General features: G+C 46.4%; 30 protein-coding genes. 27 read left to right on the forward strand and 3 right to left on the reverse strand.

The window, feature by feature from the left end; genetic code table 11:
- The first annotated feature begins 663 nt into the window (after window positions 1–663).
- The 23 genes from ACJJH9_RS05105 to ACJJH9_RS05215 all read left to right on the forward strand — a co-directional run bounded on the left by ACJJH9_RS05105 (window position 664) and on the right by ACJJH9_RS05215 (window position 14,438).
- A complete protein-coding gene (locus ACJJH9_RS05105; RefSeq protein ID WP_444924522.1) occupies window positions 664–948 on the forward strand; it encodes a hypothetical protein in 285 nt (94 codons plus the stop codon).
- Between the two features lie 133 nt (window positions 949–1,081).
- A complete protein-coding gene (locus ACJJH9_RS05110) occupies window positions 1,082–1,438 on the forward strand; it encodes a hypothetical protein (protein ID WP_444924523.1) in 357 nt (118 codons plus the stop codon).
- A 342-nt stretch (window positions 1,439–1,780) separates the two neighbouring features.
- Window positions 1,781–2,197 (forward strand): hypothetical protein, encoded by a 417-nt coding sequence (locus ACJJH9_RS05115; RefSeq protein WP_444924524.1) that lies wholly within the window; start codon window positions 1,781–1,783, stop codon window positions 2,195–2,197.
- Between the two features lie 123 nt (window positions 2,198–2,320).
- Window positions 2,321–2,647 (forward strand): hypothetical protein, encoded by a 327-nt coding sequence (locus ACJJH9_RS05120; RefSeq protein ID WP_444924525.1) that lies wholly within the window; start codon window positions 2,321–2,323, stop codon window positions 2,645–2,647.
- Between the two features lie 132 nt (window positions 2,648–2,779).
- Window positions 2,780–3,130 (forward strand): hypothetical protein, encoded by a 351-nt coding sequence (locus ACJJH9_RS05125; protein WP_444924526.1) that lies wholly within the window; start codon window positions 2,780–2,782, stop codon window positions 3,128–3,130.
- Between the two features lie 68 nt (window positions 3,131–3,198).
- Window positions 3,199–3,708, forward strand: coding sequence for a hypothetical protein (locus tag ACJJH9_RS05130; protein WP_444924527.1), 510 nt, complete (start codon window positions 3,199–3,201; stop codon window positions 3,706–3,708).
- 103 nt (window positions 3,709–3,811) lie between these two features.
- Complete coding sequence (locus ACJJH9_RS05135) at window positions 3,812–4,108, forward strand: hypothetical protein (RefSeq protein ID WP_444896912.1); 297 nt, start codon at window positions 3,812–3,814, stop codon at window positions 4,106–4,108.
- 99 nt (window positions 4,109–4,207) lie between these two features.
- Window positions 4,208–4,528 carry a hypothetical protein gene (locus ACJJH9_RS05140; protein WP_444924528.1) on the forward strand — a complete coding sequence of 107 codons (321 nt, stop codon included), beginning with the start codon at window positions 4,208–4,210 and terminating at the stop codon, window positions 4,526–4,528.
- 110 nt (window positions 4,529–4,638) lie between these two features.
- Window positions 4,639–5,019: a hypothetical protein gene (locus ACJJH9_RS05145; protein WP_444924529.1), complete on the forward strand. Its 381-nt coding sequence runs from the start codon at window positions 4,639–4,641 to the stop codon at window positions 5,017–5,019.
- A 358-nt stretch (window positions 5,020–5,377) separates the two neighbouring features.
- Window positions 5,378–5,509: a hypothetical protein gene (locus ACJJH9_RS05150; RefSeq protein ID WP_444924530.1), complete on the forward strand. Its 132-nt coding sequence runs from the start codon at window positions 5,378–5,380 to the stop codon at window positions 5,507–5,509.
- Entirely contained in the window at window positions 5,499–5,876 is a 378-nt protein-coding gene (locus ACJJH9_RS05155) for a hypothetical protein (protein ID WP_444924531.1), read from the forward strand. The genes ACJJH9_RS05150 and ACJJH9_RS05155 overlap by 11 nt, the downstream gene beginning before the upstream one ends.
- Before the next feature lie 118 nt (window positions 5,877–5,994).
- Window positions 5,995–6,462 (forward strand): hypothetical protein, encoded by a 468-nt coding sequence (locus ACJJH9_RS05160; protein WP_444924532.1) that lies wholly within the window; start codon window positions 5,995–5,997, stop codon window positions 6,460–6,462.
- Window positions 6,463–6,570: 108 nt separating this feature from the next.
- Window positions 6,571–6,999, forward strand: coding sequence for a hypothetical protein (locus ACJJH9_RS05165; protein ID WP_444888425.1), 429 nt, complete (start codon window positions 6,571–6,573; stop codon window positions 6,997–6,999).
- A 112-nt stretch (window positions 7,000–7,111) separates the two neighbouring features.
- Window positions 7,112–7,441: a hypothetical protein gene (locus ACJJH9_RS05170; protein WP_444890897.1), complete on the forward strand. Its 330-nt coding sequence runs from the start codon at window positions 7,112–7,114 to the stop codon at window positions 7,439–7,441.
- Window positions 7,442–7,610: 169 nt separating this feature from the next.
- Window positions 7,611–7,973, forward strand: a complete 363-nt coding sequence (locus ACJJH9_RS05175; RefSeq protein WP_444924533.1) for a hypothetical protein — start codon at window positions 7,611–7,613, stop codon at window positions 7,971–7,973.
- Between the two features lie 170 nt (window positions 7,974–8,143).
- Window positions 8,144–8,440, forward strand: coding sequence for a hypothetical protein (locus ACJJH9_RS05180; RefSeq protein WP_444924534.1), 297 nt, complete (start codon window positions 8,144–8,146; stop codon window positions 8,438–8,440).
- Window positions 8,441–9,474: 1,034 nt separating this feature from the next.
- Window positions 9,475–9,942: a GNAT family N-acetyltransferase gene (locus ACJJH9_RS05185; RefSeq protein ID WP_444924535.1), complete on the forward strand. Its 468-nt coding sequence runs from the start codon at window positions 9,475–9,477 to the stop codon at window positions 9,940–9,942.
- 432 nt (window positions 9,943–10,374) lie between these two features.
- A complete protein-coding gene (locus ACJJH9_RS05190; RefSeq protein WP_444904269.1) occupies window positions 10,375–10,890 on the forward strand; it encodes a hypothetical protein in 516 nt (171 codons plus the stop codon).
- Window positions 10,891–11,311: 421 nt separating this feature from the next.
- Window positions 11,312–11,833, forward strand: a complete 522-nt coding sequence (locus ACJJH9_RS05195) for a P-loop NTPase family protein (protein ID WP_444924536.1) — start codon at window positions 11,312–11,314, stop codon at window positions 11,831–11,833.
- Window positions 11,834–12,213: 380 nt separating this feature from the next.
- A complete protein-coding gene (locus ACJJH9_RS05200) occupies window positions 12,214–12,585 on the forward strand; it encodes a VOC family protein (RefSeq protein WP_444924537.1) in 372 nt (123 codons plus the stop codon).
- Between the two features lie 170 nt (window positions 12,586–12,755).
- On the forward strand, window positions 12,756–13,094 hold the full coding sequence (locus tag ACJJH9_RS05205) for a hypothetical protein (RefSeq protein ID WP_444924538.1): 339 nt from the start codon (window positions 12,756–12,758) through the stop codon (window positions 13,092–13,094).
- A 184-nt stretch (window positions 13,095–13,278) separates the two neighbouring features.
- Window positions 13,279–14,022, forward strand: coding sequence for a sporulation protein (locus ACJJH9_RS05210; RefSeq protein ID WP_444924539.1), 744 nt, complete (start codon window positions 13,279–13,281; stop codon window positions 14,020–14,022).
- 146 nt (window positions 14,023–14,168) lie between these two features.
- The gene (locus tag ACJJH9_RS05215) at window positions 14,169–14,438 is read left to right on the forward strand and encodes a VOC family protein (protein ID WP_444924540.1); all 270 of its coding nucleotides are present in this window, start codon (window positions 14,169–14,171) and stop codon (window positions 14,436–14,438) included.
- 106 nt (window positions 14,439–14,544) lie between these two features.
- Here ACJJH9_RS05215 and ACJJH9_RS05220 read toward each other — a convergent pair whose 3' ends face one another.
- From ACJJH9_RS05220 to ACJJH9_RS05230, 3 genes are all read right to left on the reverse strand, one after another.
- Entirely contained in the window at window positions 14,545–15,597 is a 1,053-nt protein-coding gene (locus ACJJH9_RS05220; protein ID WP_444898719.1) for an NAD(P)H-dependent flavin oxidoreductase, read from the reverse strand.
- A gap of 237 nt (window positions 15,598–15,834) precedes the next feature.
- Window positions 15,835–16,572 carry a TIGR04219 family outer membrane beta-barrel protein gene (locus tag ACJJH9_RS05225; RefSeq protein ID WP_444910153.1) on the reverse strand — a complete coding sequence of 246 codons (738 nt, stop codon included), beginning with the start codon at window positions 16,570–16,572 and terminating at the stop codon, window positions 15,835–15,837.
- Between the two features lie 210 nt (window positions 16,573–16,782).
- On the reverse strand, window positions 16,783–17,655 hold the full coding sequence (locus tag ACJJH9_RS05230) for a LysR family transcriptional regulator (RefSeq protein WP_252085156.1): 873 nt from the start codon (window positions 17,653–17,655) through the stop codon (window positions 16,783–16,785).
- A gap of 154 nt (window positions 17,656–17,809) precedes the next feature.
- On the opposite strand from ACJJH9_RS05230, the gene leuC reads away from it, so the two are divergent.
- The 4 genes from leuC (at window position 17,810) to asd (ending at window position 22,197) form a co-directional block, all read left to right on the forward strand.
- Window positions 17,810–19,258 carry a 3-isopropylmalate dehydratase large subunit gene (gene leuC, locus ACJJH9_RS05235; RefSeq protein WP_444888435.1) on the forward strand — a complete coding sequence of 483 codons (1,449 nt, stop codon included), beginning with the start codon at window positions 17,810–17,812 and terminating at the stop codon, window positions 19,256–19,258.
- Window positions 19,258–19,905: a 3-isopropylmalate dehydratase small subunit gene (gene leuD, locus ACJJH9_RS05240; RefSeq protein ID WP_444924541.1), complete on the forward strand. Its 648-nt coding sequence runs from the start codon at window positions 19,258–19,260 to the stop codon at window positions 19,903–19,905. Before leuC ends, leuD begins: the two co-directional genes overlap by 1 nt.
- Window positions 19,906–19,935: 30 nt before the next feature.
- Entirely contained in the window at window positions 19,936–20,994 is a 1,059-nt protein-coding gene (gene leuB / locus ACJJH9_RS05245; RefSeq protein WP_444925205.1) for a 3-isopropylmalate dehydrogenase, read from the forward strand.
- An 87-nt stretch (window positions 20,995–21,081) separates the two neighbouring features.
- On the forward strand, window positions 21,082–22,197 hold the full coding sequence (gene asd, locus ACJJH9_RS05250; protein ID WP_444924542.1) for an aspartate-semialdehyde dehydrogenase: 1,116 nt from the start codon (window positions 21,082–21,084) through the stop codon (window positions 22,195–22,197).
- Window positions 22,198–22,206 lie beyond the last annotated feature (9 nt).

Consider the following 22,206-nt stretch of genomic DNA (forward strand, 5'->3'; position numbering starts at 1 on the left):
GATGTTCTTGAAGCATGCAATCGGGGTAGATCTGAACAGAAAGGTCCAGGCCAAAGTTCGAAGAGCTTCTTTATAGGGGGCGCAGAATAGCAGAGTGGAGGACAAACCACTATGGATGGCTTATCAAGCGCTGGAGAGATGGCTATTAGCGACCCTGTGATTTTATGAGAACTTTAATAGAGAAGCGGGATGTTTTGCTTTTGAGGTAAGGGCTTTCACTTTTCTTTACTCCAAAAAGACTGTTGTTGATTTTTTCAAGGGGGGTATCCGACTCTTCAAGACCGTGTACTAAGAAAGCCAATTTTCTACTTGGTAGTGGATCCTTCCAGTTAGGACATGTGTGCATAGTAGGTTGGTGAAATACAGTACTGATAGCTAAGCCCTGCTTCGTATACCAGAATTCAAAAGACGCTGCTCCTATTTCTAGGGAAAATTCTATAACTTGTTGATTTTTAACGGATGTGAAAAGTGATATAAAGCAGGGATAGCGTGGAATTATAAAGACGCTGCTATATATCTACCTGTTTTATTTTGTGACACTCAATGTAGTTCTTTGACTTTACTAGGTTTTTAAGTTGGCTTTGATTGAGGACAGCAGAATTATATAGAAGGGTGATATGTAGACGCTGCTTTTGAATTAACTGTTATAAATAGGACTAAGTAATGAGTAGTGAACCAAAAGAAAAATCAAAATTGCTGAGGGTTATTCAATCTATTTGCTCACTATCTATAGTTGCCGTTATTTGCTACAGCATAATCTATGGAGTTGAATTGGTTTATTCAGCTATTGCTGTATCCGCAATAGCTGGCCTTGTATTACCGACTGTTATTTCCGAGTCTACCATGGGTATCGTTGAGATTTTAACCGGTGTTTTGGAAGCCTTCGTAGAAGGTTTGGTTGGTGCAGTTACAGGTGTGCTTGAGGCTATTGGTTCAATTTTTAGTTAGCATCATAGAAATTTATAACAAGTTGCTGCATCCGACAGCCTACACTCCGCGCGCTTTATGCTATACGCTACGCTAGCACAAAGCGGCTTCATTTCGGCAGCGGCTGAGCAAGGCGTTAAGCATCAAGACACATATGCCTAAAAGAATTCAGCCCTTTTTTATCGTTTTGGCCATTGTCAGCGGCGGCTATGCAGCGACATCTGCTGTCTTGGGTGAAGTGATTGCATATCAGAGAGCTGGACTATCCGAGACTATTAATGCTTCAGATAATCCGGAAAAATTCTGGAGTGTAGTACTAATGTATACGGCCATAGCCTTTGTCTCTGCCATCCTTGGGGTGAAATCCTATTTCCATCCTAGAATACAGGCGTTTCTCAACTTTGGAATGGAGACGAAGCTTTCTCGAGTGCAAGTCATATTCATCTTATCATTTGCGTTTGCTGTGTTTATGAGTATTACTTGGATGTCCGGTGTCCTAGCAAATGCTTAACAAACGCAAGCAGGATACTCCGGCCCTTCGGGCCTCCGCGGGACGCCCAAATCTGTGCATCTTTTGCGCGGTCGCTTCGCTCCCATTATTGCGCAAAAGGCGCACAACATTGGTCGCCCCTGTTGCGGGCGTTAGCTGAATCGACTAAGAGGGAACTTTATGCTCCATTGGGTGGTTGTTGAGAGAGATGGAAAAACGCACTATTTAGAGATGCCCCATCGCCTATATTACGAGTTCGCCGTCAGGTCATTCTCTCGATATCAAGCTATTTCGAATCACCTCAAATCAATTGATTCCAGTTCTCAGCCGGATGAGACTTCTCTTTACGAGAGGCGGCAAGCAATGAATAGCGTTGCCATTTTTGCTGCTCTTTCTCTGGAGGCATATATAAACTACTACGCTGTGCGCTATGAGATTCCATTTCATAAAGACACAGATCGTTTATCCACTTCTCAGAAATGGAATATTTATACAAACTGGAAGGTTAAAAAATCCGTCAAAGAGCAGACCATAGCCAATATTAGAAAAATATTTAAGCTACGGAATACACTTGTTCATGCTAAGCCAGAGCTAGGAGAAATGGGCGGTGATTTACCTCCAGAAGGAAAGAGTGGTCAGGCACAAATAGAGTTAACCGGATTAGGTGAGTTAATAATTGACTTAAACTCAATTTATGAAGATACGTTTAGTATTGATCCTGATGAATCTTCAGAGTACAAGGAGAGCAGTTGGCTTTATGCACTTCGAAAAATCAGCTAACAATGCAATGCAGCCGACGTCCAAGTTTGTGCGCTTTTTGCGCGGTCGCTATGCTCCCATTTTCTCGCAAAAAGGCGCACAAACTTGGCCGCGCCTGATTGCGGCGTTATGCGAGTGAATGGCATGAAGATTCTAGCTATTGCTTTAATTCTGATATTCAGTGTTTCTGCTCATGCAGAAGGATATTTCCAGATATTGGACGAGTCGAGATATCCAGAATATAGCCAAGCTGCAATGAGAGCTGTAGTTGCAGATCTGAAAAAGAGTGGCAAAAATCTCGAAAAATTATACGCGGAAGTGGAGTGTACAGAGCGATTCTGTGATGTCACGATTTCTCTTCTCGAAACTTTCGGGAGTAGGGAAAGCGTCAGAGGTTGTATGAATTACTGCGTGCATTTCGGTTTTAATAACGTTGAAGGCTACATTGTCAAGAAAGCACATATCAGGTAGCCATCGCATAACAATGCGCTGCAATGGGACGGCTTACTTTGTGCACTTTATGTGCAGTTCGCTTCGCTCCATATTTGCACATAAAGTACACAAAGTAAGCCGCTCCTGAGCGCGGCGTTATGTACCCAGAATATGAGAGATAAACGAGCCATATTTGCGACAGTTGAACTCTGGTGTTCCGAGCGCAAAGGCATTTTTTTCGCAATCTTGGTTACGCTAGGCATTGGAGTACTCTTCCTATATGTCGGCCTGCCTAAAAGCACTGAGCTTGTTTCGGGTGTCGCGCAAGCTCAGGTCTATGATGGCAGCCAAACTGGAAATGAGCCTAAGCTCTCGGTCAAATTAGCTAACGGCAGCTTAGTTCATGTGGCGGTAAGCTCTCCTGGTCAAGTAAAAATAGGCTCAGAACTTTGCCTATATAAAAAGACAAGCCATGCAGGTACAGTACACTATTCAATTAAGGCAGTTGGCAAATGCACATAACAAATTTAGGCATGCGACGTCTGCTGCGCAGCCGCACATGCTAAAGGCGTTAAACGGTAATCGTAGATATGAGTAAGAGAAAGGCATTTAGCTTCACGAAGGGTTATACGTTTATATTCGAAGAAGACGGAGCCGTAGTTGAGGCTTGGTTCAGTGCTCTCTCTGGACTTGAGAAAGTATTTGTAAATGACGAGTTAGTATCTTCTCAAAGAAACTTATCAACTGATTCAACCAATAACTTTTCTATTGGAGAAAATGAATATTCGACAAATCTCAACGTAGTGAGCTTATTGAAAGGTCCGTTTGTATGCACACTAAGTAAAAACGGCAAGGAGTATAAGAGGCAAAAGCTAGTTTTTCCCAAGGCCGAATCATCGAGGAAAGGCCTGCCTTTTATTATTAGGCTTTCGTTCTTCATTCTTTTAGGCGCATGCTTTGGCGTTGCGAGTTCTTATTGGCAGCTTTCCAAAGAGTCTATTTACGTGTTTATCGCTCTAATATTCGTAGTTGTATTCGCCTATCACACCAAGAGCTACAAAGGAAAGGGACCGGTGATTGAGCATGAAGAAATCGTTTAACAAGGCCATTAAATTCGTTTCGGTCGCAAAAGACGCGCCCTCCACCGGACTGCCTACGCGTTGCTTCGGCATCCGTTTATGGCGACGTTAAATGTACTCGAAGATGAATGGCATTGACCTAAAGCCCGCAGCAATAATGATTACTTTTTGTCTTCTATTTGGATTGGGCATCCAGTACTTCACTGGATTCTACTGGCTAACAGCAATGTTACTGGTAATGATCGCTGTTTTGATTAATGGCCTCATCATCTTCAACGAAGATCTTGATGAAGGAGGGTTCGATCATCAAGTAGGAGTGACTGATACACCTGAAGCCAAAGCTGAACAAAGTAAAGCCAATAAAATCCAAGTGGCAATAATAGTTCTACTTATCATAGGCGCAGTGTGGTCTTACATTTAACAAATCAATTAACTACGCGCCTTCGGCGCCCGACAGCTTACACTCCGCTTCGCTGCGTTTCAGCTGCGGGTTATTGAGGCGTTATACGAAAAAGAGATCATGAGATTTAGCCAAGCACTTGAAATAGTATCTAAATGGGTTGAAGTAATTACTGAGGGTGTAGCCGAAGTTAGTGCCGTTGAAGATAAACCTTATGGCTGGGTGTTTTATTATCAAGCTAAGAATTACAATCCGAATGATATTTCAACTTATCTAGGCGGCAACGCGCCCATAATTTTCGATCGTATAGATGGAGAAATTCGTGTCACAGGCACGGCCTATGAAACAGAGCAATACCTTAAAGAATATGAAACAACATTGCCTGAAGCTCGGCTACTAATGTCGCCAGAAGTTTCAGGGTTCAAAAACAAGTATGAGTAATCGTATAACCAGGCCAGGCAAGATCGCCCAGCCGGTGGCTGGGCTGGACAGCCTACGCTTTGCTTCGGCTGCCCTTGCTGGCAACGTTATGTGATCGAGACTCCAGGGACATGAAGAGTATTCTGATAGTTGTTTTTTTAGTGTTGGTAGCTGGCTGTACCAGTCGGATTGCTATGCTGCAAACGGATAACCCAGAAGAAAATGAGTATAGGTTTATTTTTGGCAAGATGATTCTTGACTACGATAAGGCTAAATCAATGAGCCCTGAAGCGCGAGCAGCAAACTATGAGAATCAACTTAACCTCATTTTAAGAGGTGACAAGAACACAAGTAGCTGCTCTATTGTTCCTGGCACAGTTAATTTTGGCGAGCCAGGCTCTCAGGGCACAGCTAGAGTGCGCTGCAAAAATCCAGTCAGCGTCCAAGTTCAAGAGGATATATTTAACCGAGATGGCTCTCCTTTCTACTCTTATACTTTGCCCAATGAGTAGCATGCGAGCAAAATCACATAACAAGGCGCTCAACTACACTCCGGCCGCAAGCGGCCTCCGTCGGACAGCCAAAAGCGTACTTCGCACTGGCTGCCGGTTAGCTTAGCGTTATGAGTAAAAGTAATCGGAGAGATTATGAAAGCTGTGCTTGTCAGGCTACTGAAAGTAATCGCTTTTTGCTTGGCATGGTTTCTCGTGGTTTTAATTTTGTCCACTTTGTACGTAGGCATTGGGCAGTGTGTTACAGATGAATGTGGCCCGCCACCGCCCTGGTGGGAAAACTATCTCTTTGTAGTTATCTCTATTGGGCCGCCGGCTATCTATGCCTTATACACTTTTAAGCGACTAAGGAGGTAGCATGAAACAAACACATAACAAGCAGCGGCACAATCGCCCGCAAAATATGCGGGCTGGACTCACTACGCTGCGCTCCGTTCGCCTGTGCGCTGGGCGTTATGTGCAGTGCAGAGATTTGAGTGATGATATTTAACGAGAAAGAGAATAAGTGGCTTACTTCTACTTCAGAAGTTGAAGAAGTAAACCTATCTGGAACAAAAGACTCTGTAGATGCTAAAAGTGTCTCAATGCTCAATTATGTGGAAGCTAATTATCATAAACTACTTGATGATTGTGTTAGCTATATTAATGAAATCGTCGCAAACCCGATTAAATGCAAGCTAGACGTTCAGTTTATAGATATAGGTCTTAATGAGTGGGGTGAGCACTCAGAGTTTGAGATCTTCTTCACTGCTGAATCTGACTATCTATTATGGAGCGTCAGGTTTAGTTATAGTGAGGCTGAATTCAGAAAAGATAAACCAGCCGCGCCCTTCGCTTTATCCAGAAGAAATTGGTGAGCACATAACAAGTCAAAGCACGCGGACTTGGCAATGCTGTCACCTTTTTCGCTTGCGCAAAAAAGCCGCCATCCTCACCAATCCGGTGTTTGAGGCGTTATGTGGTCGCACTTGAGAAATGAATCAAGAATTGGAAGAGCAGGAATTTGAAAAGTATTGCCTTGCTGAAGAGGCAATCAAAGATATCTTGTACATGTATTATGTGTGCGCCGATTATCGCTGCCTGTTTAGCGATTTCGGTACAGAGGATGGGAAATTCGATCCGTTTGCGTATGTAGATTGCACAGCAGAATCTATTGGTGGCGAAGGGTTGGACATAAATTTACTTCATGAGGGGGCTGCGATAAAAATGGCTTGCTATATTCTGCAAGCTTGGGACCAAGGTGGCTATCCAGAAGTAAAAACGGATATGATTCTCAATATTCAGGAATGTTTGAGGCAGGGAAGGCTTGATCATTTGCCGCAGCTGAGAGAGTTCATCGAGTTAGCCCTAAAGTCTGGTGTCGAAGCAGAAGAAAAGTCGCCCGAAATTTACAAAGAATATGTCGCAGGCTATTTCAGAAGGTTAATCGGAGAAAATACATAACAAATACATGCAGCATAGCCCAGCTGCGCTGGGCTGGACCTCCGCAAGCGTGGCTTGCTCCGGCCGCTGATGCAGGCGTTATATGGCCAAACCACCATTGGAGAACGAATGAGAATATTTCTAACTTCACTATTTGTATTGGTTTTGTCGGCGTGCGGTTCCAATATGCCAGCACCATCTGTATCAGAATATGTCAAAACAGAAGGCGGTGGCTTTCTTATGGAGCGCAATGCAGGCGTCAAGTACGCAATGATATATACCTTGCTCAAGCCCAGTGAATCTGCCACTTCCTATAAAGCGGTTTTCGAAAGCACTATCCCAAATGGCAGACCGGTTTATGCTGAGGGAGCCATTGAGCCTGGCACATTAGAGCTTCAGTTGCAGTCACCAGTAATACCTGGCGTTAAAAATAACCAAACATATTCAGTTTCGCTAACTCTTTTCGAGGGTGAAACGCAGCTAACCACACACAATGACCAGGTTAAGTTTTCGTTGCCTTCCAATATTTTGTCTCAATTTGGGGTTGCAGAGCATTGAGCCATATAACAAGTTGCTCAAGTACACTCTGGTCGCAAAAGACACGGGCTCCGTGGGACAGCCTACACTGCGTTTCGGCTGCCCCTTAGCAAGGCGTTATGCGTAAATCAATATGAGCATTTTATATTGGCTGGGTTTAGGTGGCTTGGCCGTTATTGCCTTCTACTTATTTAAGAAGTGGAAGGTGCGTTTGGTTGAGTGGAAGCCTGAGGAGGTTGCAAATCTCCTTGAGTCATGGATCAAGGATGATGTTGACTACAAACGCTGGGATTACTTTGAGGCCTGTGAGATTGCTAACCCAAAATTAGAAGTAATTCGGCAGCGAGCTATTAAAGCAATACACATAAATTCACCTTATATCGAAGTTTGTGGCCGGGATGAAGGTAAACTAAATGAAAAAGGCAAAGAACTATTTAAGGAGCTAAGAAAGCAATGCTTTTGATTTATTATTGGCTATCCACAGTACATAACAAGTTACCGAATCCGATCACCTACACCGCGCGCGTTTTTGCTGTACGCTACGGTAGCACTTTCCGGTGCCTGCTGAGCAAAACGTTATGCGATCACGTTTTTTGAACCCTGAATTTTTCTAGATATTTGAGGAAGAAAATATGGCAGACTACCCAGAAGCGCTCGACTATATGCTGGCGGCATGGAACGAGCCTGACTCTACCAAAGTGCGCGATCACCTTGAAAATGCCCTAAGTAACAATGTCCGGTTTGTTGATCCGTCCATTGATGTCTCTGGTATTGATGGATTTGAAAAAAATGTCCATGAAGTGAAATCAAAGCTTCCAGGTGCGGTTTACTCTCGAACTAGCGGAGTAGATTCTCAGCATGGGTTTCATCGCTACCATTGGGCTATACATCAGGAAGGCAAGTTACTTATGGCTGGGTTTGACGTAACAGAAATAGATGAGCATGGGAAAGTATCTTGTGTAATAGGTTTTTTTGGCGATATCCCTGATCGCTAGTGGCAATGGTATTGTGTGCGGTAGTGGAAAGGCGCATAACGAGGCGTTGAACCAGGCGTAAGGGGTTTGAGGGGTTTTTTGATTTAAGTGCTAAAGTAATAACTTTATTGTGCTAACCGGCTTCGTACCAGAACACCCGCGCAAGTTGGCTTTACGTTAAGTGAATAGCTATGAATCGATTTCTAATCACTCTTGTATGTCTGGTTGCTTCTAGTTTGGCGTTTGCTTGTACCGCTCCTAAAATGGGGTCTGAGTTTGATAAGCTCATTAAAGTAGAAAAGATTGCATCGAATACATTCCAGGCGACTATTTCTATGAATGCTGAGGGCTTAAATTACGGAGCTGAAGCAACTATAGAATACTATCCGGAAAATTCTGAGCATAGCTTCGGTGAATATTCAAAAAGAGTTCATTTAAAAGAAAGAGGCACTGAGTATGTTTCTACTTTCGAGCTAAAAAAAGATTGAAGGGCATATTCCATTCTTACGAGTGTTTTGGTATCCAGAAATGTGTTGCCTGTGTGGTGCTTACGGTAAATCAAATGACCTTGCACTTGAGTGAACCACTTAACAATGCATGTTGTCGGACTGGTTTTCCGTTCCACTCTAAACTAGCCATAAATCGTGGTGCTGGTTTTTGCCGTCGTTTAGTGTCACATTAAAATTAAGGGAAATTAAGAGTGTTGCATTGGATTAAAGCTGAATATTCGGGTGTGGATTCGTTCTTAGAGGTACCTCATTGGCTTTATTATGAGATTTATATGAGATCTTTTAATTCGGCTCAAGGATTAAGGCTCACTATTAATGGCAAATAAGGAAAGCCAGTTCTTTAGCTTTTGTCGAAGAGGCCATTCGTCATGGGTTGTGTTTGCGACTGTAATTTTGGAATATATTGTGGGGAGTGTTATTGCCTAAGTCTTCCATATTTATTAACTACTTGTGCTTCTCGCATTCATATTGTGGAGTGCAGTTAATTTTTCAAGGTTTATGGCTCGGCAAATGGAAATTCTCAGAAGGTATCTTCCGTGGGTAAAATATAACACATAGCAATCCGCAGCAATCGCTCCCTTTGCTCGCTGGGACAGCCAAAACACTGCGTTTATTTGTTCGTCCCTTTGCGGGGTGTTAAGTGATACAAGGAGAGTAAATGAAATCATTCACAATAAATTTTTTTGGTCTAGTTGGAGCTTGGTACATGATAGATCTAACTTCCGAAACTTTGCTTAATTCAGTCTTCGCTCCGTTAGTATTTACGGGCTTCCTAATTTCTAGTGTACTGTGGTTTATAGTGAAGTTTGGAGTAACTCAGGGCTCTAGCTCGGACGGTCACTTTAGCGGAGGTGATTCTGGAGGTTTTGGAGATGGAGGGGGTGGTGATGGTGGGTGTTAAATCAGTTAACGAGGGCATGTTGTTCGCCGCTATCGCAGGCGAACGGCTTATGCTTCGCTTCACCCACCGCATGTGAATGTTATGTGGCAAGCTGCAAACGAAAGGTTGAGAGATGGAATTACAACTGCTAGCCGAGAATAAACAAGCGCTACCAATTGTTGCGGAGTGGTATTTTACGGAATGGGGTTACCTAAGGGAAAGCAATAGCCTGGCTAAAACTCGAGAATCGCTTTCTGACTACCTAAACACCGATAAAATACCACTTCTCGTTATAGCAGTTGATTCAGGAGCAATCTTGGGTGCGGCACAGTTGAAATATTGTGAAATGACTATTTACCCAGAAAAGGAACATTGGCTCGGTGGTGTGTATGTTTCCAAGTCCCATCGCGGAAAGAAAATCGCAGAAGCAATCATTGACAGAATCATCTCACTAGCAGAACAGCTTGGTGTGTCGAAGCTCTATCTCCAAACGGAGCATCTAGACGGCGGTCTTTATAGTTGTTTGGGTTGGAATCCAATAGAAAAAGTTACTTATTGCGGCTTAGAAGTCCTTGTAATGGAGAGAGAGCTCACCGTATAACAAGGCAATGAATCAGATATTTTGAAGTATGCTTCCGCTGCGCTATAGCGCGTATTTAGAATGCCGGTTATAGTGACGGTCAATTTTTGGAAGGATTGTAGTTGCTGCAAGCTTCAATCTCTACCTGAGTACATTTCCCCAGAGAGTTTTCCTTCAAACTGCTAGTGCAGTTTCATTCAAGTGCCTTTCTTTTAAATCAATAAGTCCTACAAGCCTGATGCTCCATTGTGGAGTGCTAATCAGATAGTTAACTGGTAAGGAAAATATGCTATTTTACCCTGCAAATTTACCAGGCTGTAGCCAGTCAAAAATGGTTGGCAGGGAGCCAGTTGGTTGATCAGCCCGCTTTGACCGTAAATGGTCTGGCTGCTCCTGTTGGCAATGTTAATTGGCTATGTGGCTGATAGAGCCAAAGTTTAGGAATATGAATGCATGGATAATGTGAAGTGGTACAAAAAACCTGAGATGGTTGTTGCTTTCTCAGCTCTATTAATTAGTTTCGTTACGGCTATAGTTAGCATGTATTCTGCTTATGTAGATCGTGCTTATGCTCGAGCTTCTGTTTGGCCAAGATTGGAAATACATCGTAATTTTAACACCACACGTTTTGAGTATAGTGTAACGAATAGTGGGAATGGTCCTGCTGTAATTAAGTATGGGATAGTTCAATACAAATCTGAGCCTATCAAACTTTGGAATGACATTCCAAATTTACCTAGTATTACTCAATCCCACATTAGCAATAGAATACTGTCGCCACAAAATACGGTTAAGCCATTATCATATACAGGCAAAGAATCAGATAAACTTGGCGAAACCGATAAATTTATAGGTATAGAGCTCTGTTATTGTTCAATCTATGAAGAGTGTTGGCTTATTGACAAACTTAATGAGCCCAAATCTGTTAATGGCTGCTTGGTTGACAAAACAGTAGCTTTCTCGGAATAAGAAAATTCTTAACAGCATCAATCGTGATTCCAAGCTCGGCGACTTTATTGTAAAGGGTACAATAAAGTCGCCAAAATTATGCCACAAACTATATTGACGCTATAAGCTAAGAAATTACTGACACCGTTTTTAGTGGTTGTTTATTTCTTAGTTTTTAGGCTGGTATCTCCAATGCCTAGAGGGAAGGTGACCAAAGAGCAGTCCGGTGAGGTATTTTTATCAGGCAAGCGGTTGACATTGAGTGATGCTTAAATCAAGATGATTAAATGAATACAATTTCAACGCAACCAACTGCTCGAATTATTCTTATCATTCCATAAGAATGGTGGGATTGTTGATGTGTTGCTAATTTATCAAACCCGCCAAAGAGGCGGGTTTTTTGTTTCTGCCTTTGGGGGTTGCACTAGATGAAGGAACTGGAATGAAAAAAATAGCAATCTTTGGCAAGCCAGCTAATGGGAAATCTACTTTAGGTAAAAAGCTAGCGTCAGTAACCGGTATAAAATTGTATGCTTTGGATTCCATTTTATATCAGCAGAGTGGTCAAGAGGTAGATCTTCATAGCTATGAAGAGACTTACGGGAACATTCTCGCTTCCGAAGAGTGGATTATTGAAGGCTTTGGGCCAATAAGCTCATTGGATTCTTTTAATAGGCGTTTAGACGAAGCCGATACGCTTATTTATATAGATTTACCTTACTTTGTTACCTATTGGTTAGTGACGAAGCGGCTCTTTACAGGATTGTTTAAGAAACCAGAAGGCTGGCCTAATGGGAGTTCCATTTTAAAGGGAACGCTTGAGAGCTACAAAATATTAAAGTTCTGCCCAAAATTTTGGAATGATAGATTTTTACAAAGGTTGAAAAAGCTATCGGCAAATAAAAAGTTGTTTGTTATTCGATCGATTTCTGAGTTAAATAGCTTCGTTGAGAAGAATGTGTAATAAATCACATTTAGTAATGTGGTACAAAAATTTCTATATCCGGATTTTCTGAAAGTGTCGAATTTTTTTCCTTCAGTAAGCTTCTGGTTGAGCTTGAATCGACATCTGTGGGTAAGTCTGAGGTGATCAGTAGAAATATTCATTTATCAGTTTTCGAATTTTAAAGTGATGAAACTCATAAAATCAATGAAAACGATTGTTTGGATTTTCTGAGTCTTAACTTATGTTTTATAAATGTTGATTTAACTAGCCCTTTTTTTATGTGATTTCTATATAATTCCAGATAGAGTATACATTGTATTTATAGTACGCTTAATGCAGAATTGTCTGTTGCATGTTTATTTCGGATGTTTTGGGATCACAACTAAAGGTATGTATTCATGATAAAGATCAGGAAGCCCAATTTACAGTTAATTTATGTTTCGGATATACAGCACTCTACTGAATACTATCAGAATTTATTTAATTTTGAACCCTACTTTGTAAGCCCTAGATATGTAGTTTTTAAGGTTGATGGGGTTGCGGATTTTGCTATTTGGTCAGGTGGCGAGTCTCCAGAGCATGAGTCACCAAGATTTGCAGAGATTGGTATTAATCTTGAGACTGATAACGAAGTGAAAGAGCTTTATAAAGAGTGGAAGGCGGATGCTGGGATAAATATATATAAAGACTTATATACAGATGTCTTTGGTGAGACCTTCTTGGTTAAGGATCCTGATGGTCATGTTATCCGTGTATCTTCTGCGGACTAAATGCTATGTTTGTGGGGTTAATATGAATTCAATACACTGTCCATATATGTGAAAGGTTTACCTGCGTTTTTATTGTCCGTAGTGATTTTTTCTAATGTATATTGGGGTTTATTGTGGTGTGCTAAGAGCCAGTCAATGTGCTGCTTTTAAATACACAGGTGGAGAAATTTATGCTTCAAGTATTGATATCGGCAGGTGTGGTTTTTATCTTGTTAAAGTTCCTTGAGCGGGGTAAAAATCGAGGGTTGGATGGGTTTGTATCTATAGCTTTTGTTCTTGTGCCAGCACTACTGATCTTATTGGCCAATATTGGAGCTGGAATAATTGGAATTGATAAGCGTTTTTTGGTTCCGTTAGCGCTTTTGTATTTTATCGTACCCTTGTTTATGTTGCGTCTGCAGTTTGATTTATCTTGGGGGCGGTCATTTTTATATAGCTTTTTCGTTTTCTTGGTTGTGATAATTGTTGATAGTTTGTTTTATCTGATAATCGGTTTTATTCGTAGATGATGGTTTTTCATTGGTTTCTATTCTTATTTGAAGGGTTATTTATTTAAGTGATTATGCAGTGTAATCATTATTAGACTAAGGAAGACTTTTTCTGCCGCTGCGCTCCACTTGTGTGATCCTGCTTGTTTTATCGTAGGTGCTGTGTTTAGTATTGGTCGATGAGTTTTAATTGTTGGTAGAAATTATGTTGCAGAAGTTAAAGGCCTCTCTGGGAATTGGTGCGGCTAAGGTTGATACGGTACTGGAAAGCGCGAGTGTATTTCAGGGAGGACTAATCACGGGGAATGTCCATGTTCAGGGGGGTGATATTGAACAGGCGATTGAAGCTATTAACTTAAAGCTTTGTACCGAAGTGAAAGTTGAAAATGACAATGGTACTAGCTATATCAACATGATTTTGAGCGCTGTAAGAATTATGGAGCCATTTACCATTGGTGCCGGTGAGGGTAGAGAGATTCCCTTTGAATTCAAACTAAACGATGAGACACCCATCACTGCATTGGTGGTTCGAAAGAATCAGTGTCGGGTTTGGTTGGAAACGGCACTGGATATTGATTTTGCCATTGATCCTAAGGATCGAGATTACCTGGAAATAAAGCCCTTGCCGGTGGTGCAGTCTATTATTGCAATGATTGAGAGCGAAGGCTTTGATTTGGTGAAGACAGATGTTGAAAAGGGCTATTTGAATGGGGGCGCTTTCTCTTCTAAATCTGGGTGCTACCAAGAAATTGAATTTAAGGGTGGTGGCTTCTTCGGGGCGAAGGAAATAGAGCTTTCATTTATTTTGGATGGTGAAATGGTGCATTGCCTGGCCGAGATTGACCGTAGATTTGGCGGGAGCGGTGATGAATATCGGTCTTTCTGCCTCGGTATCAATGCTGGTGATAATGAGGTTCAAACTGCGGTTGGGGCAATTCTCTCCCGCTGACCTCGATTGTTATGTAACTTTCGGGCGATAGCCTCAGATGATCAACAATAAACCAAATGTTGCCGGGTAATAGCCCGGCTATATTTTGATTCGCTGCTCCTAAAAACAATATCTTACGTCAATTACCCTAAACAGGAGTGATTGTAGTGATTTCACATATTTCACTTGGTGCCAATAACCTGGAGCAGGCTCGCAGTTTTTATGGTCGGTTAATTAGCTTACTTGGGGGTAAGGAATTTTATGCGTCTGGTAGAGTGGTCTTTTGGGAATTTCTCAACGCCTCTACGAAACTCGCGCTCACTGTGCCGTTCAATAATGAGTCTGCCAACTTTGGTGATGGCACTATGGTTGCTCTTAAAGCCGAAAATAAAAAGGAGGTTGATCGTATTTTATGGCTCTTAGCTTGGGTGCTGTGAGCGAAGGTGAACTTGGCCATAGAGACCCTGGAGCCTTCTGAGGGGCTTATTTCCACAATCTGGATGGAAATAAGATAGCGATCTTTTCCCGCTGATGCCCTTCAGCTTATTTTGTGGCTTCCAGTTCGGCCACCAGGGTAGTAATCAGCTCTGCTGCGGGTAGTGCCCGGCATAGAGGGGCTCCCTGGCCGGCCCATTGCACGGCAAAGCTATCACTGTCTGCTGTACTTGAAGCGTTGGCGAGCGCTTTGCCAGCACTGTAGCAGATTGGGTAGTCAGGTCTTGTCGGGGCGTTGTGGTTTAGATCAGTGTAAAAGCGGTTGGAGATACCGCGAGCAGGGCGCCCAGAGATATTCGCAGTAACAGCAGTGTTATGGGCGTGCTCACTTTTAAGTGCTTTTCGGTAGTTTTCGTCAGCGGCGGACTCTGGGCAAAGTATAAATGCGGTTCCCATTTGCACAGCACTGGCGCCCAGGGAAAGAGCCGCATGTATTCCGGCTCCATCCATAATGCCTCCTGCAGCAATAATAGGCAGGTTGCTTTGGCAGCAAAGCAGGCGAACCAAAGCGAGTGTACCTATTTCCCGGTCTTCCTCAGGTACAAACACCCCTCTATGGCCACCGGCTTCTATACCTTGAGCAATTAAGGCATCCATTCCCGCTTCTTCTGCGGATTTTGCTTCCTCTGGGGTTGTAGCGGTGGCAATCAGGGTGATACCAGCATTTTTTAAAGCATTGATTGTGGCTTGATCGGGCAATCCGAAATGAAAGCTTACCACTGCGGGCTTTTCCTGCAGGAGCATCTCAAGCATCTCGCGGTTACCAAGAAAGCTTGGGTAGGGTTCGTGTAATGTTTGTGGAGGTGTTGCCCCTAATTCTGAGAAATATGGAGCCAGGAAATTGAGCCAGGTGTCCTCACGTTGGGCATCTGCAACTGCAGGTTGATGACAAAAGACATTGACGTTGAAAGGGTGCTGAGTAAGTGCACGGGTTTGTTGGATTTTTTCGGCGGCTTTTTGCGGGGAGTAGGGGCCGAGCCCGATGGCGCCGAGTCCGCCCGCATTGGAGACGGCCGCAGCCAATTCAGGGGTAGATACACCGGCCATTGGTGCTTGAAGAATGGGGTGGGAAATTCCTAGTGTTTGCAGAAAAGGTTGCACTGCCCGCTCGCCTCGCTGTTCATGCTCAAAGGAAACTCTGGAGAGTTTACTGTGTTTCTGCGGCCCTCAGGAATACCTAGCGGGATATTAAGCGGTGATGTTGAGAGAGGTTCGTGCTTCGCATTGCGGTATCTCAAGGGGCGAAATTATGAACCTACCTTAGGGGAATTCCGGCGCGCTAGCTATAGCGTGCCGGAAGTAATTTGCGAATCGATGTGAATGATTCAAGGCTTGGGCTTAGAGGTGAAGGTTGAGACCAATATAGGCCCCTTTGATTTCAATATCGCTTTGCAGATCATCCAGCTCATCCAGATTTAAGGTCATTACGCGGTAGCCGGCTTCAATCGCCAGGTCCACAGCAGGTACGAAATCCCAGCGAACTTTTGCAGTAAAATCTGTGAGAGTATCGCCGCGATAAGCTGTGCCATTGCCCTGAGCAATAATGGACCAGCCGCTAAATGGCAAGTCAAACCGGGCCATTCCGTAAGCCATTGGCAGGTAGCCAGTTAGCTGGATATTTTCGGCGCGGTCTTCACTAATGGCGGTAAACTCACCTTCATACTTACGCGCGGTAATTCCCAAGTCCAGATTTACCCAGTTATCCAGAATTTCGTAGTAGAAGGTGGCGTCGGTATGGGTGAGGTCGAGATCGGTGTTGATGGTTGCGCCGATCTGGAAGGTTTCATCGTCGAAAGTCACAGTGCTTTGCAGTTCAGCGCTGCCATCGGTATCAATATTGCTGTGTGCAAGCATGATATTGGGTACTAAGGGGATCGGGTGCTCCAGTGCGGCCTGGATAAAGGTGATGTGGTCCTCGCTGAGGGAAAGCTCATCTACATTGAAATCATCTTTACCAATATCCCCGTTGTAATTTGGCAGCCAGGCACCGATGCTGGCATCAAAACCGAGAACTGTATCCGCGTTGGCGGTAGCGCTGCCGAGAAGGGCGCACAGTGCAATAGCAGATTTCTTCATGAGCTTCTCTCCGTGATAAATTTGTCGCGGAGTGTACAGGGTTATTATTTTTCTGTTGCTGTAAGTTGCACATTTTTACAAATTTGTCGGCCAATAGAGCGAACTGACGTTTATAAGATGTTTCTGTTTCCTTGAAAAAGTGTGAAGTCATGTCAGAAAAGTGGCATGAATTTAGAAGGAATCTCGATCAACCAATTGCCAAATAGAAATTCACGGGTTTGCTTCAAAAAGCATCTGCTGCAGTGCGCTGGCAGCATTGCTGAGCGTGCGGCCACGATGGCTGATTACGCCGAGGTTACGCAGGACCTGCAATTTTTTTACCGGTAATACCGCCAAACTCTCATCCACCAAGGTTTGGGGTAAAACGCTCCAGCCCAGTCCGACACAGGCCATCATTTTGATCGTCTCCAAAAAATTGGTGGCGAGCTTGGCGGTGAGCTTTAAGCCCAAGGCGTCGAACTCCCGCTTGATCAGCCGCCCGGTATAGGTGTTGAGATCCGGCAAGATCGCGGGGTAGTTGGCTAGGTCAGCCAGTTCCAGCTCAGGGATTCTGGTGAGTGGGTGGCCGGGTGCAGCCACTACCACACAAGGGTCTGGCCAGATAACTTGTGCGTTTAGGTGGGGGTAATCCTTGAGGGCCAGGGTAACTACGGCCAGTTCGTACTTGGCGGCCATTAGGGCTTCGTAGGCCTGCTCAGAATCTACAAAGTCGATATCCAGGGCAACCTGTGGGTAGCGATTGCTGAATTCCTTCAGCACTGGCGGCAGATGGTGCAGGCCCACATGGTGGCTGGTGGCGATACGCAGGCTGCCGCTGACATTATTGCCCAGGGCGCGCAACTCTTGCTCGGTATCGCTGATTTCGTTGAGGATATGGCGGGCGCGAGGCAGTAAGGCGCGCCCGGCATCGGTTAGTTGCAGGCGCCGGCCGATGCGGTCAAATAGCGGGGCTTGCAACTGCTGCTCCAGGGCTGCGAGGCGCTTACTAGCCGCGGGCTGGGTCAGGTGCAGCTGTTCTGCAGCCCCGGATACCGAGCCCTGCTCGGCAATTGCCAGAAATGCCCTCAACCACTGAATTTCCAATCGGTATACCTCCTAATAAGGGAACTCTGGCCACGGTAGCGCCTCAGAGTAAAGTTCAAATTCCATAAAGGAATAGATTGAATAATAAATATAAATTGGTGTTATTTTCCAGGCCTAGTTAGACTCGGGGTCACAATTATTGAGAGGAACGGCTGTGGCAGGGCAAACACTCTACGACAAACTCTGGCAGGACCACCTGATCAAGACCCGTGACGATGGCTCCGCACTGATATATATCGACCGTCATCTGATTCATGAGGTGACTTCCCCCCAGGCCTTTGAAGGGCTGCGCCTGGCTGGCCGCAAACCCTGGCGCAGGGACTCCCTGGTCGCTACTCCTGATCACAATGTGCCATCCGAAAGCGCTGAACGCGCCGCCGGTGTCAGTGGTATCCGCGATGATATCTCCCGTATTCAGGTGCAGACCCTGGATGAGAACTGCCGGGATTTCGACGTGGTGCAGTTCGGTATTAACGAGCCGGGGCAGGGTATTGTGCATGTGATTGGCCCGGAAACCGGCGCCACTCTACCGGGAATGACGGTCGTATGCGGTGATTCCCACACCTCCACCCATGGTGCTCTGGGGGCTTTGGCCCACGGTATTGGCACCTCAGAGGTGGAGCATGTAATGGCCACCCAGTGCCTGATCCAGCGCAAGATGAAGAATATGCTGGTGCGTGTGGATGGGACTCTGCTTCCCGGTGTTACTGCCAAAGATGTGGTACTGGCGATTATCGGCAAGATCGGTACTGCCGGTGGTACCGGCTATGCCATTGAGTTCGGTGGTGAAGTCATCCGCAAGATGTCCATGGAAGGTCGCATGACCGTGTGCAATATGGCTATCGAAGCCGGTGCCCGCGCGGGCATGGTGGCGGTAGACCAGATCACCCTCGATTACGTGAAAGGCAAGCCCTACGCGCCAAAAGGCGAACAGTGGAATCGAGCAGTTGAGGCCTGGAGCCATCTGCATTCCGATGACGATGCGGATTTTGATCAGGTTGTAGTACTACAAGGTGAGGAAATTGAGCCCCAGGTGAGCTGGGGGACTTCGCCGGAAATGGTTGTGCCCATCAGCGCCAGTGTGCCGGACCCCGCCGCCGAAACCGATGCCACCAAGAGTACCGGCATGCTGAGAGCTTTAGAGTATATGGGGCTGAGTGCCGGGCAGAAGATCAGTGATATTCGCCTCGACCGCGTCTTTATCGGATCCTGTACCAATTCCCGTATTGAAGACCTGCGCGCAGCAGCCGCTGTAGCCAAGGGCCGCAGCAAGGCCGACAGTGTTAAGCAGGTATTGATTGTACCGGGCTCCCAGGCGGTCAAGGCCCAGGCGGAGCGCGAGGGGCTGCACGAAATTTTTGTCGAAGCCGGTTTCGAGTGGCGCGAGCCCTCCTGTTCTATGTGTCTGGCAATGAATGCGGACAAATTAGGAGCTGGAGAGCACTGCGCCTCCACTTCCAACCGCAACTTTGAAGGGCGCCAGGGTTACGGCGGTCGCACGCATCTGGTTAGCCCAGCGATGGCAGCTGCGGCGGCGATTGCCGGACACTTTGTTGATGTGCGTGAGATGGCACCAGTGCAAGCGCAAGAGGAGATGGCCTGATGAGAGCATTTACCCAGCACCAGGGCATCGTGGTGCCTATGGATCGCGCCAATGTCGATACAGATCTGATTATTCCCAAGCAGTTTCTGAAGTCCATCAAGCGCACTGGCTTCGGCCCCAATCTGTTTGATGAATTGCGCTATCTGGATGAAGGTTTTCCCGGCCAGGACTGCTCGAACCGCCCGATCAACCCGGATTTCCCCCTGAACTTCCCCCGTTATGTGGGTGGCTCGGTGCTGCTGGCGCGGGAAAATTTTGGCTGTGGTTCCAGCCGTGAGCACGCCCCCTGGGCGCTGGAAGACCATGGTTTTCGCGCAATCATTGCACCCAGCTTTGCCGATATTTTCTTTAACAACTGCTTTAAAAATGGGTTGCTGCCAATCGTTTTGCCAGAAGAAATCGTGCACCGCCTGTTCGAGGAAACTCACGCACAGGAAGGTTACACGCTTACGGTCGATCTTGAGCAGCAGCATATACATAAGCCCTGTGGTGAGGCGATTGCCTTTGAGGTGGATGCCTTCCACAAGCACTGCCTGATCAATGGCCTCGATCATATCGGCCTGACCCTGGAGCACGCTGATGATATCCGCTCCTATGAGGCGGCTCGACGAGAAAAAGCCCCGTGGCTTTTCGATGCGGTTCAATAATTAAAGGAAATTCCTGTGACAAAGAAAGTGATGATCTTGCCGGGTGACGGCATTGGCCCGGAAATTGTTGAACAGGCCATGGCAGTGCTGGAGGTCGTATCCGGCAAATACCATTTGGGCCTTAGCTTTGAGCAGGGTCTGATTGGTGGTGCCTCCATCGATGCGCAAGGCGAGCCCCTCACCGACGAAACGCTCAAGGCCGCAAGCGAATGTGATGCGGTATTGCTCGGCGCTGTCGGTGGGCCCCAGTGGGATACCCTGGCGCGTGAAATTCGTCCGGAAAAGGGGTTGCTGAAAATTCGCAGCGGGCTTGGCCTCTATGCCAATCTGCGCCCGGCCATTCTCTATCCGCAACTGGCCGACGCCTCTTCGCTCAAGCCCGAAGTGGTGGCTGGGCTGGATATTCTGATTGTGCGCGAACTCACCGGTGGAATTTATTTTGGTGAACCCCGCGGAATTCGCACCCTGGAAAATGGTGAGCGCCAGGGTTACAACACCTACGTGTACAGCGAATCGGAAATCGAGCGTATCGCGCGCTCCGCATTTGAAGCGGCGCAAAAGCGCAATGGCAAGCTCTGCTCCGTCGATAAAGCGAATGTATTGGAAGTCACCGTGCTCTGGCGCGAAGTGCTGGACCGCCTGGCGCCGGAGTATCCGGATGTGGAGCTGTCGCATATGTACGTTGACAACGCCGCGATGCAGTTGGTGCGTGCTCCCAAGCAGTTCGATGTGATGGTAACCGGCAATATGTTCGGCGATATCCTCTCCGATGCCGCTGCCATGCTCACCGGTTCTATCGGGATGCTGCCGTCTGCCTCTCTGAACGAAAATGGTTTTGGTCTGTATGAGCCCTGTCATGGCTCCGCCCCGGATATTGCCGGGCAGGGCATTGCCAACCCCCTTGCCACTATCCTGTCTGCGGCGATGATGTTGCGTTATTCCCTGAATATGGGGGAGGCGGCGGATGCCATTGAGGCTGCGGTAAGTGAAGTACTGGAACAGGGGCTGCGCACTGCTGATATTTACACAGAAGGTTGCCGTAATGTTTCCACGGCGGAGATGGGTGCCGCTGTTGTCGCCGCGCTGTAAGCGCGTGGCGTCACACATTTACCTTTTTTACTATCGCGCCGCTTTCTCGGTGGCGCACGCTGATCACATCACTAACAGGACAAAGCAATGCAGAAAATAGGTTTTATCGGCTGGCGTGGAATGGTCGGCTCGGTATTACTGGAACGCATGAGCGCCGAGGACGACTTTGCGCATATCGCTGAACCGATTTTCTTCTCCACCTCTAATGCTGGCGGCAAGGCGCCGGATATTGGCCGCGATCTGCCGCCACTTGGAGATGCCTACGATATTGATGCGCTGGCAGGGCTGGATGCCATTGTCAGTTGCCAGGGCGGTGATTACACCAAAGAGGTTTTCCCTCGCCTGCGCGAGGCCGGCTGGCAGGGCTATTGGATCGATGCGGCATCCAGCTTGCGTATGCAGGAAGACGCGGTAATCGTACTGGACCCGGTCAACCGCGATGTGATCGACCGCGCAATTGCTGTCGGGCAGAAGAATTTTATCGGCGGCAACTGCACTGTCAGTCTGATGCTGATGGCTCTGGGCGGACTGTTCAAGGCCGGTCTGGTGGAGTGGGTGAGTGCCATGACCTACCAGGCCGCCAGCGGTGCCGGCGCCAAGAATATGCGTGAGCTGATTACACAGATGGGGGCGATCCGCGACGGCGTGGCAGCAGAGCTGGAAAACCCTGCCAGCGCCATTTTGGATATCGATCGCAAGGTGGTTGCGGACATGCGTTCGGCAGATTTCCCCACTGCGCAATTTGGCGCGCCTCTGGCCGGCAGCCTGTTGCCCTGGATTGATACTCAGTTGGAGAATGGCCAGAGCCGTGAGGAGTGGAAGGCCCAGGTGGAAGCCAACAAGATTCTGCAAACCCAGAGCCCAATTCCAGTAGATGGCACCTGTGTGCGTATCGGCGCGATGCGCTGCCATAGCCAGGCCTTTACCGTGAAGCTGAAAAAGGATTTGCCGCTGGTAGAAATCGAGCAGTTGCTGAACAGTGCTAACGATTGGGTCAATGTAGTACCCAATGAGCGTGAAGCCACTTTGCAACAACTGACGCCTACGGCGGTTACCGGCAAGCTGGATATTCCGGTGGGGCGCCTGCGCAAGTTAAGCATGGGTCCAGAGTACCTGAATGCCTTTACTGTGGGCGATCAATTACTCTGGGGGGCGGCAGAACCGCTGCGCCGTATATTGCTGATTTTGCTGGGTAAGCTGTAACTGGTACAG

The organism is Microbulbifer mixtoriginis (SeqCode) (assembly GCF_052466715.1).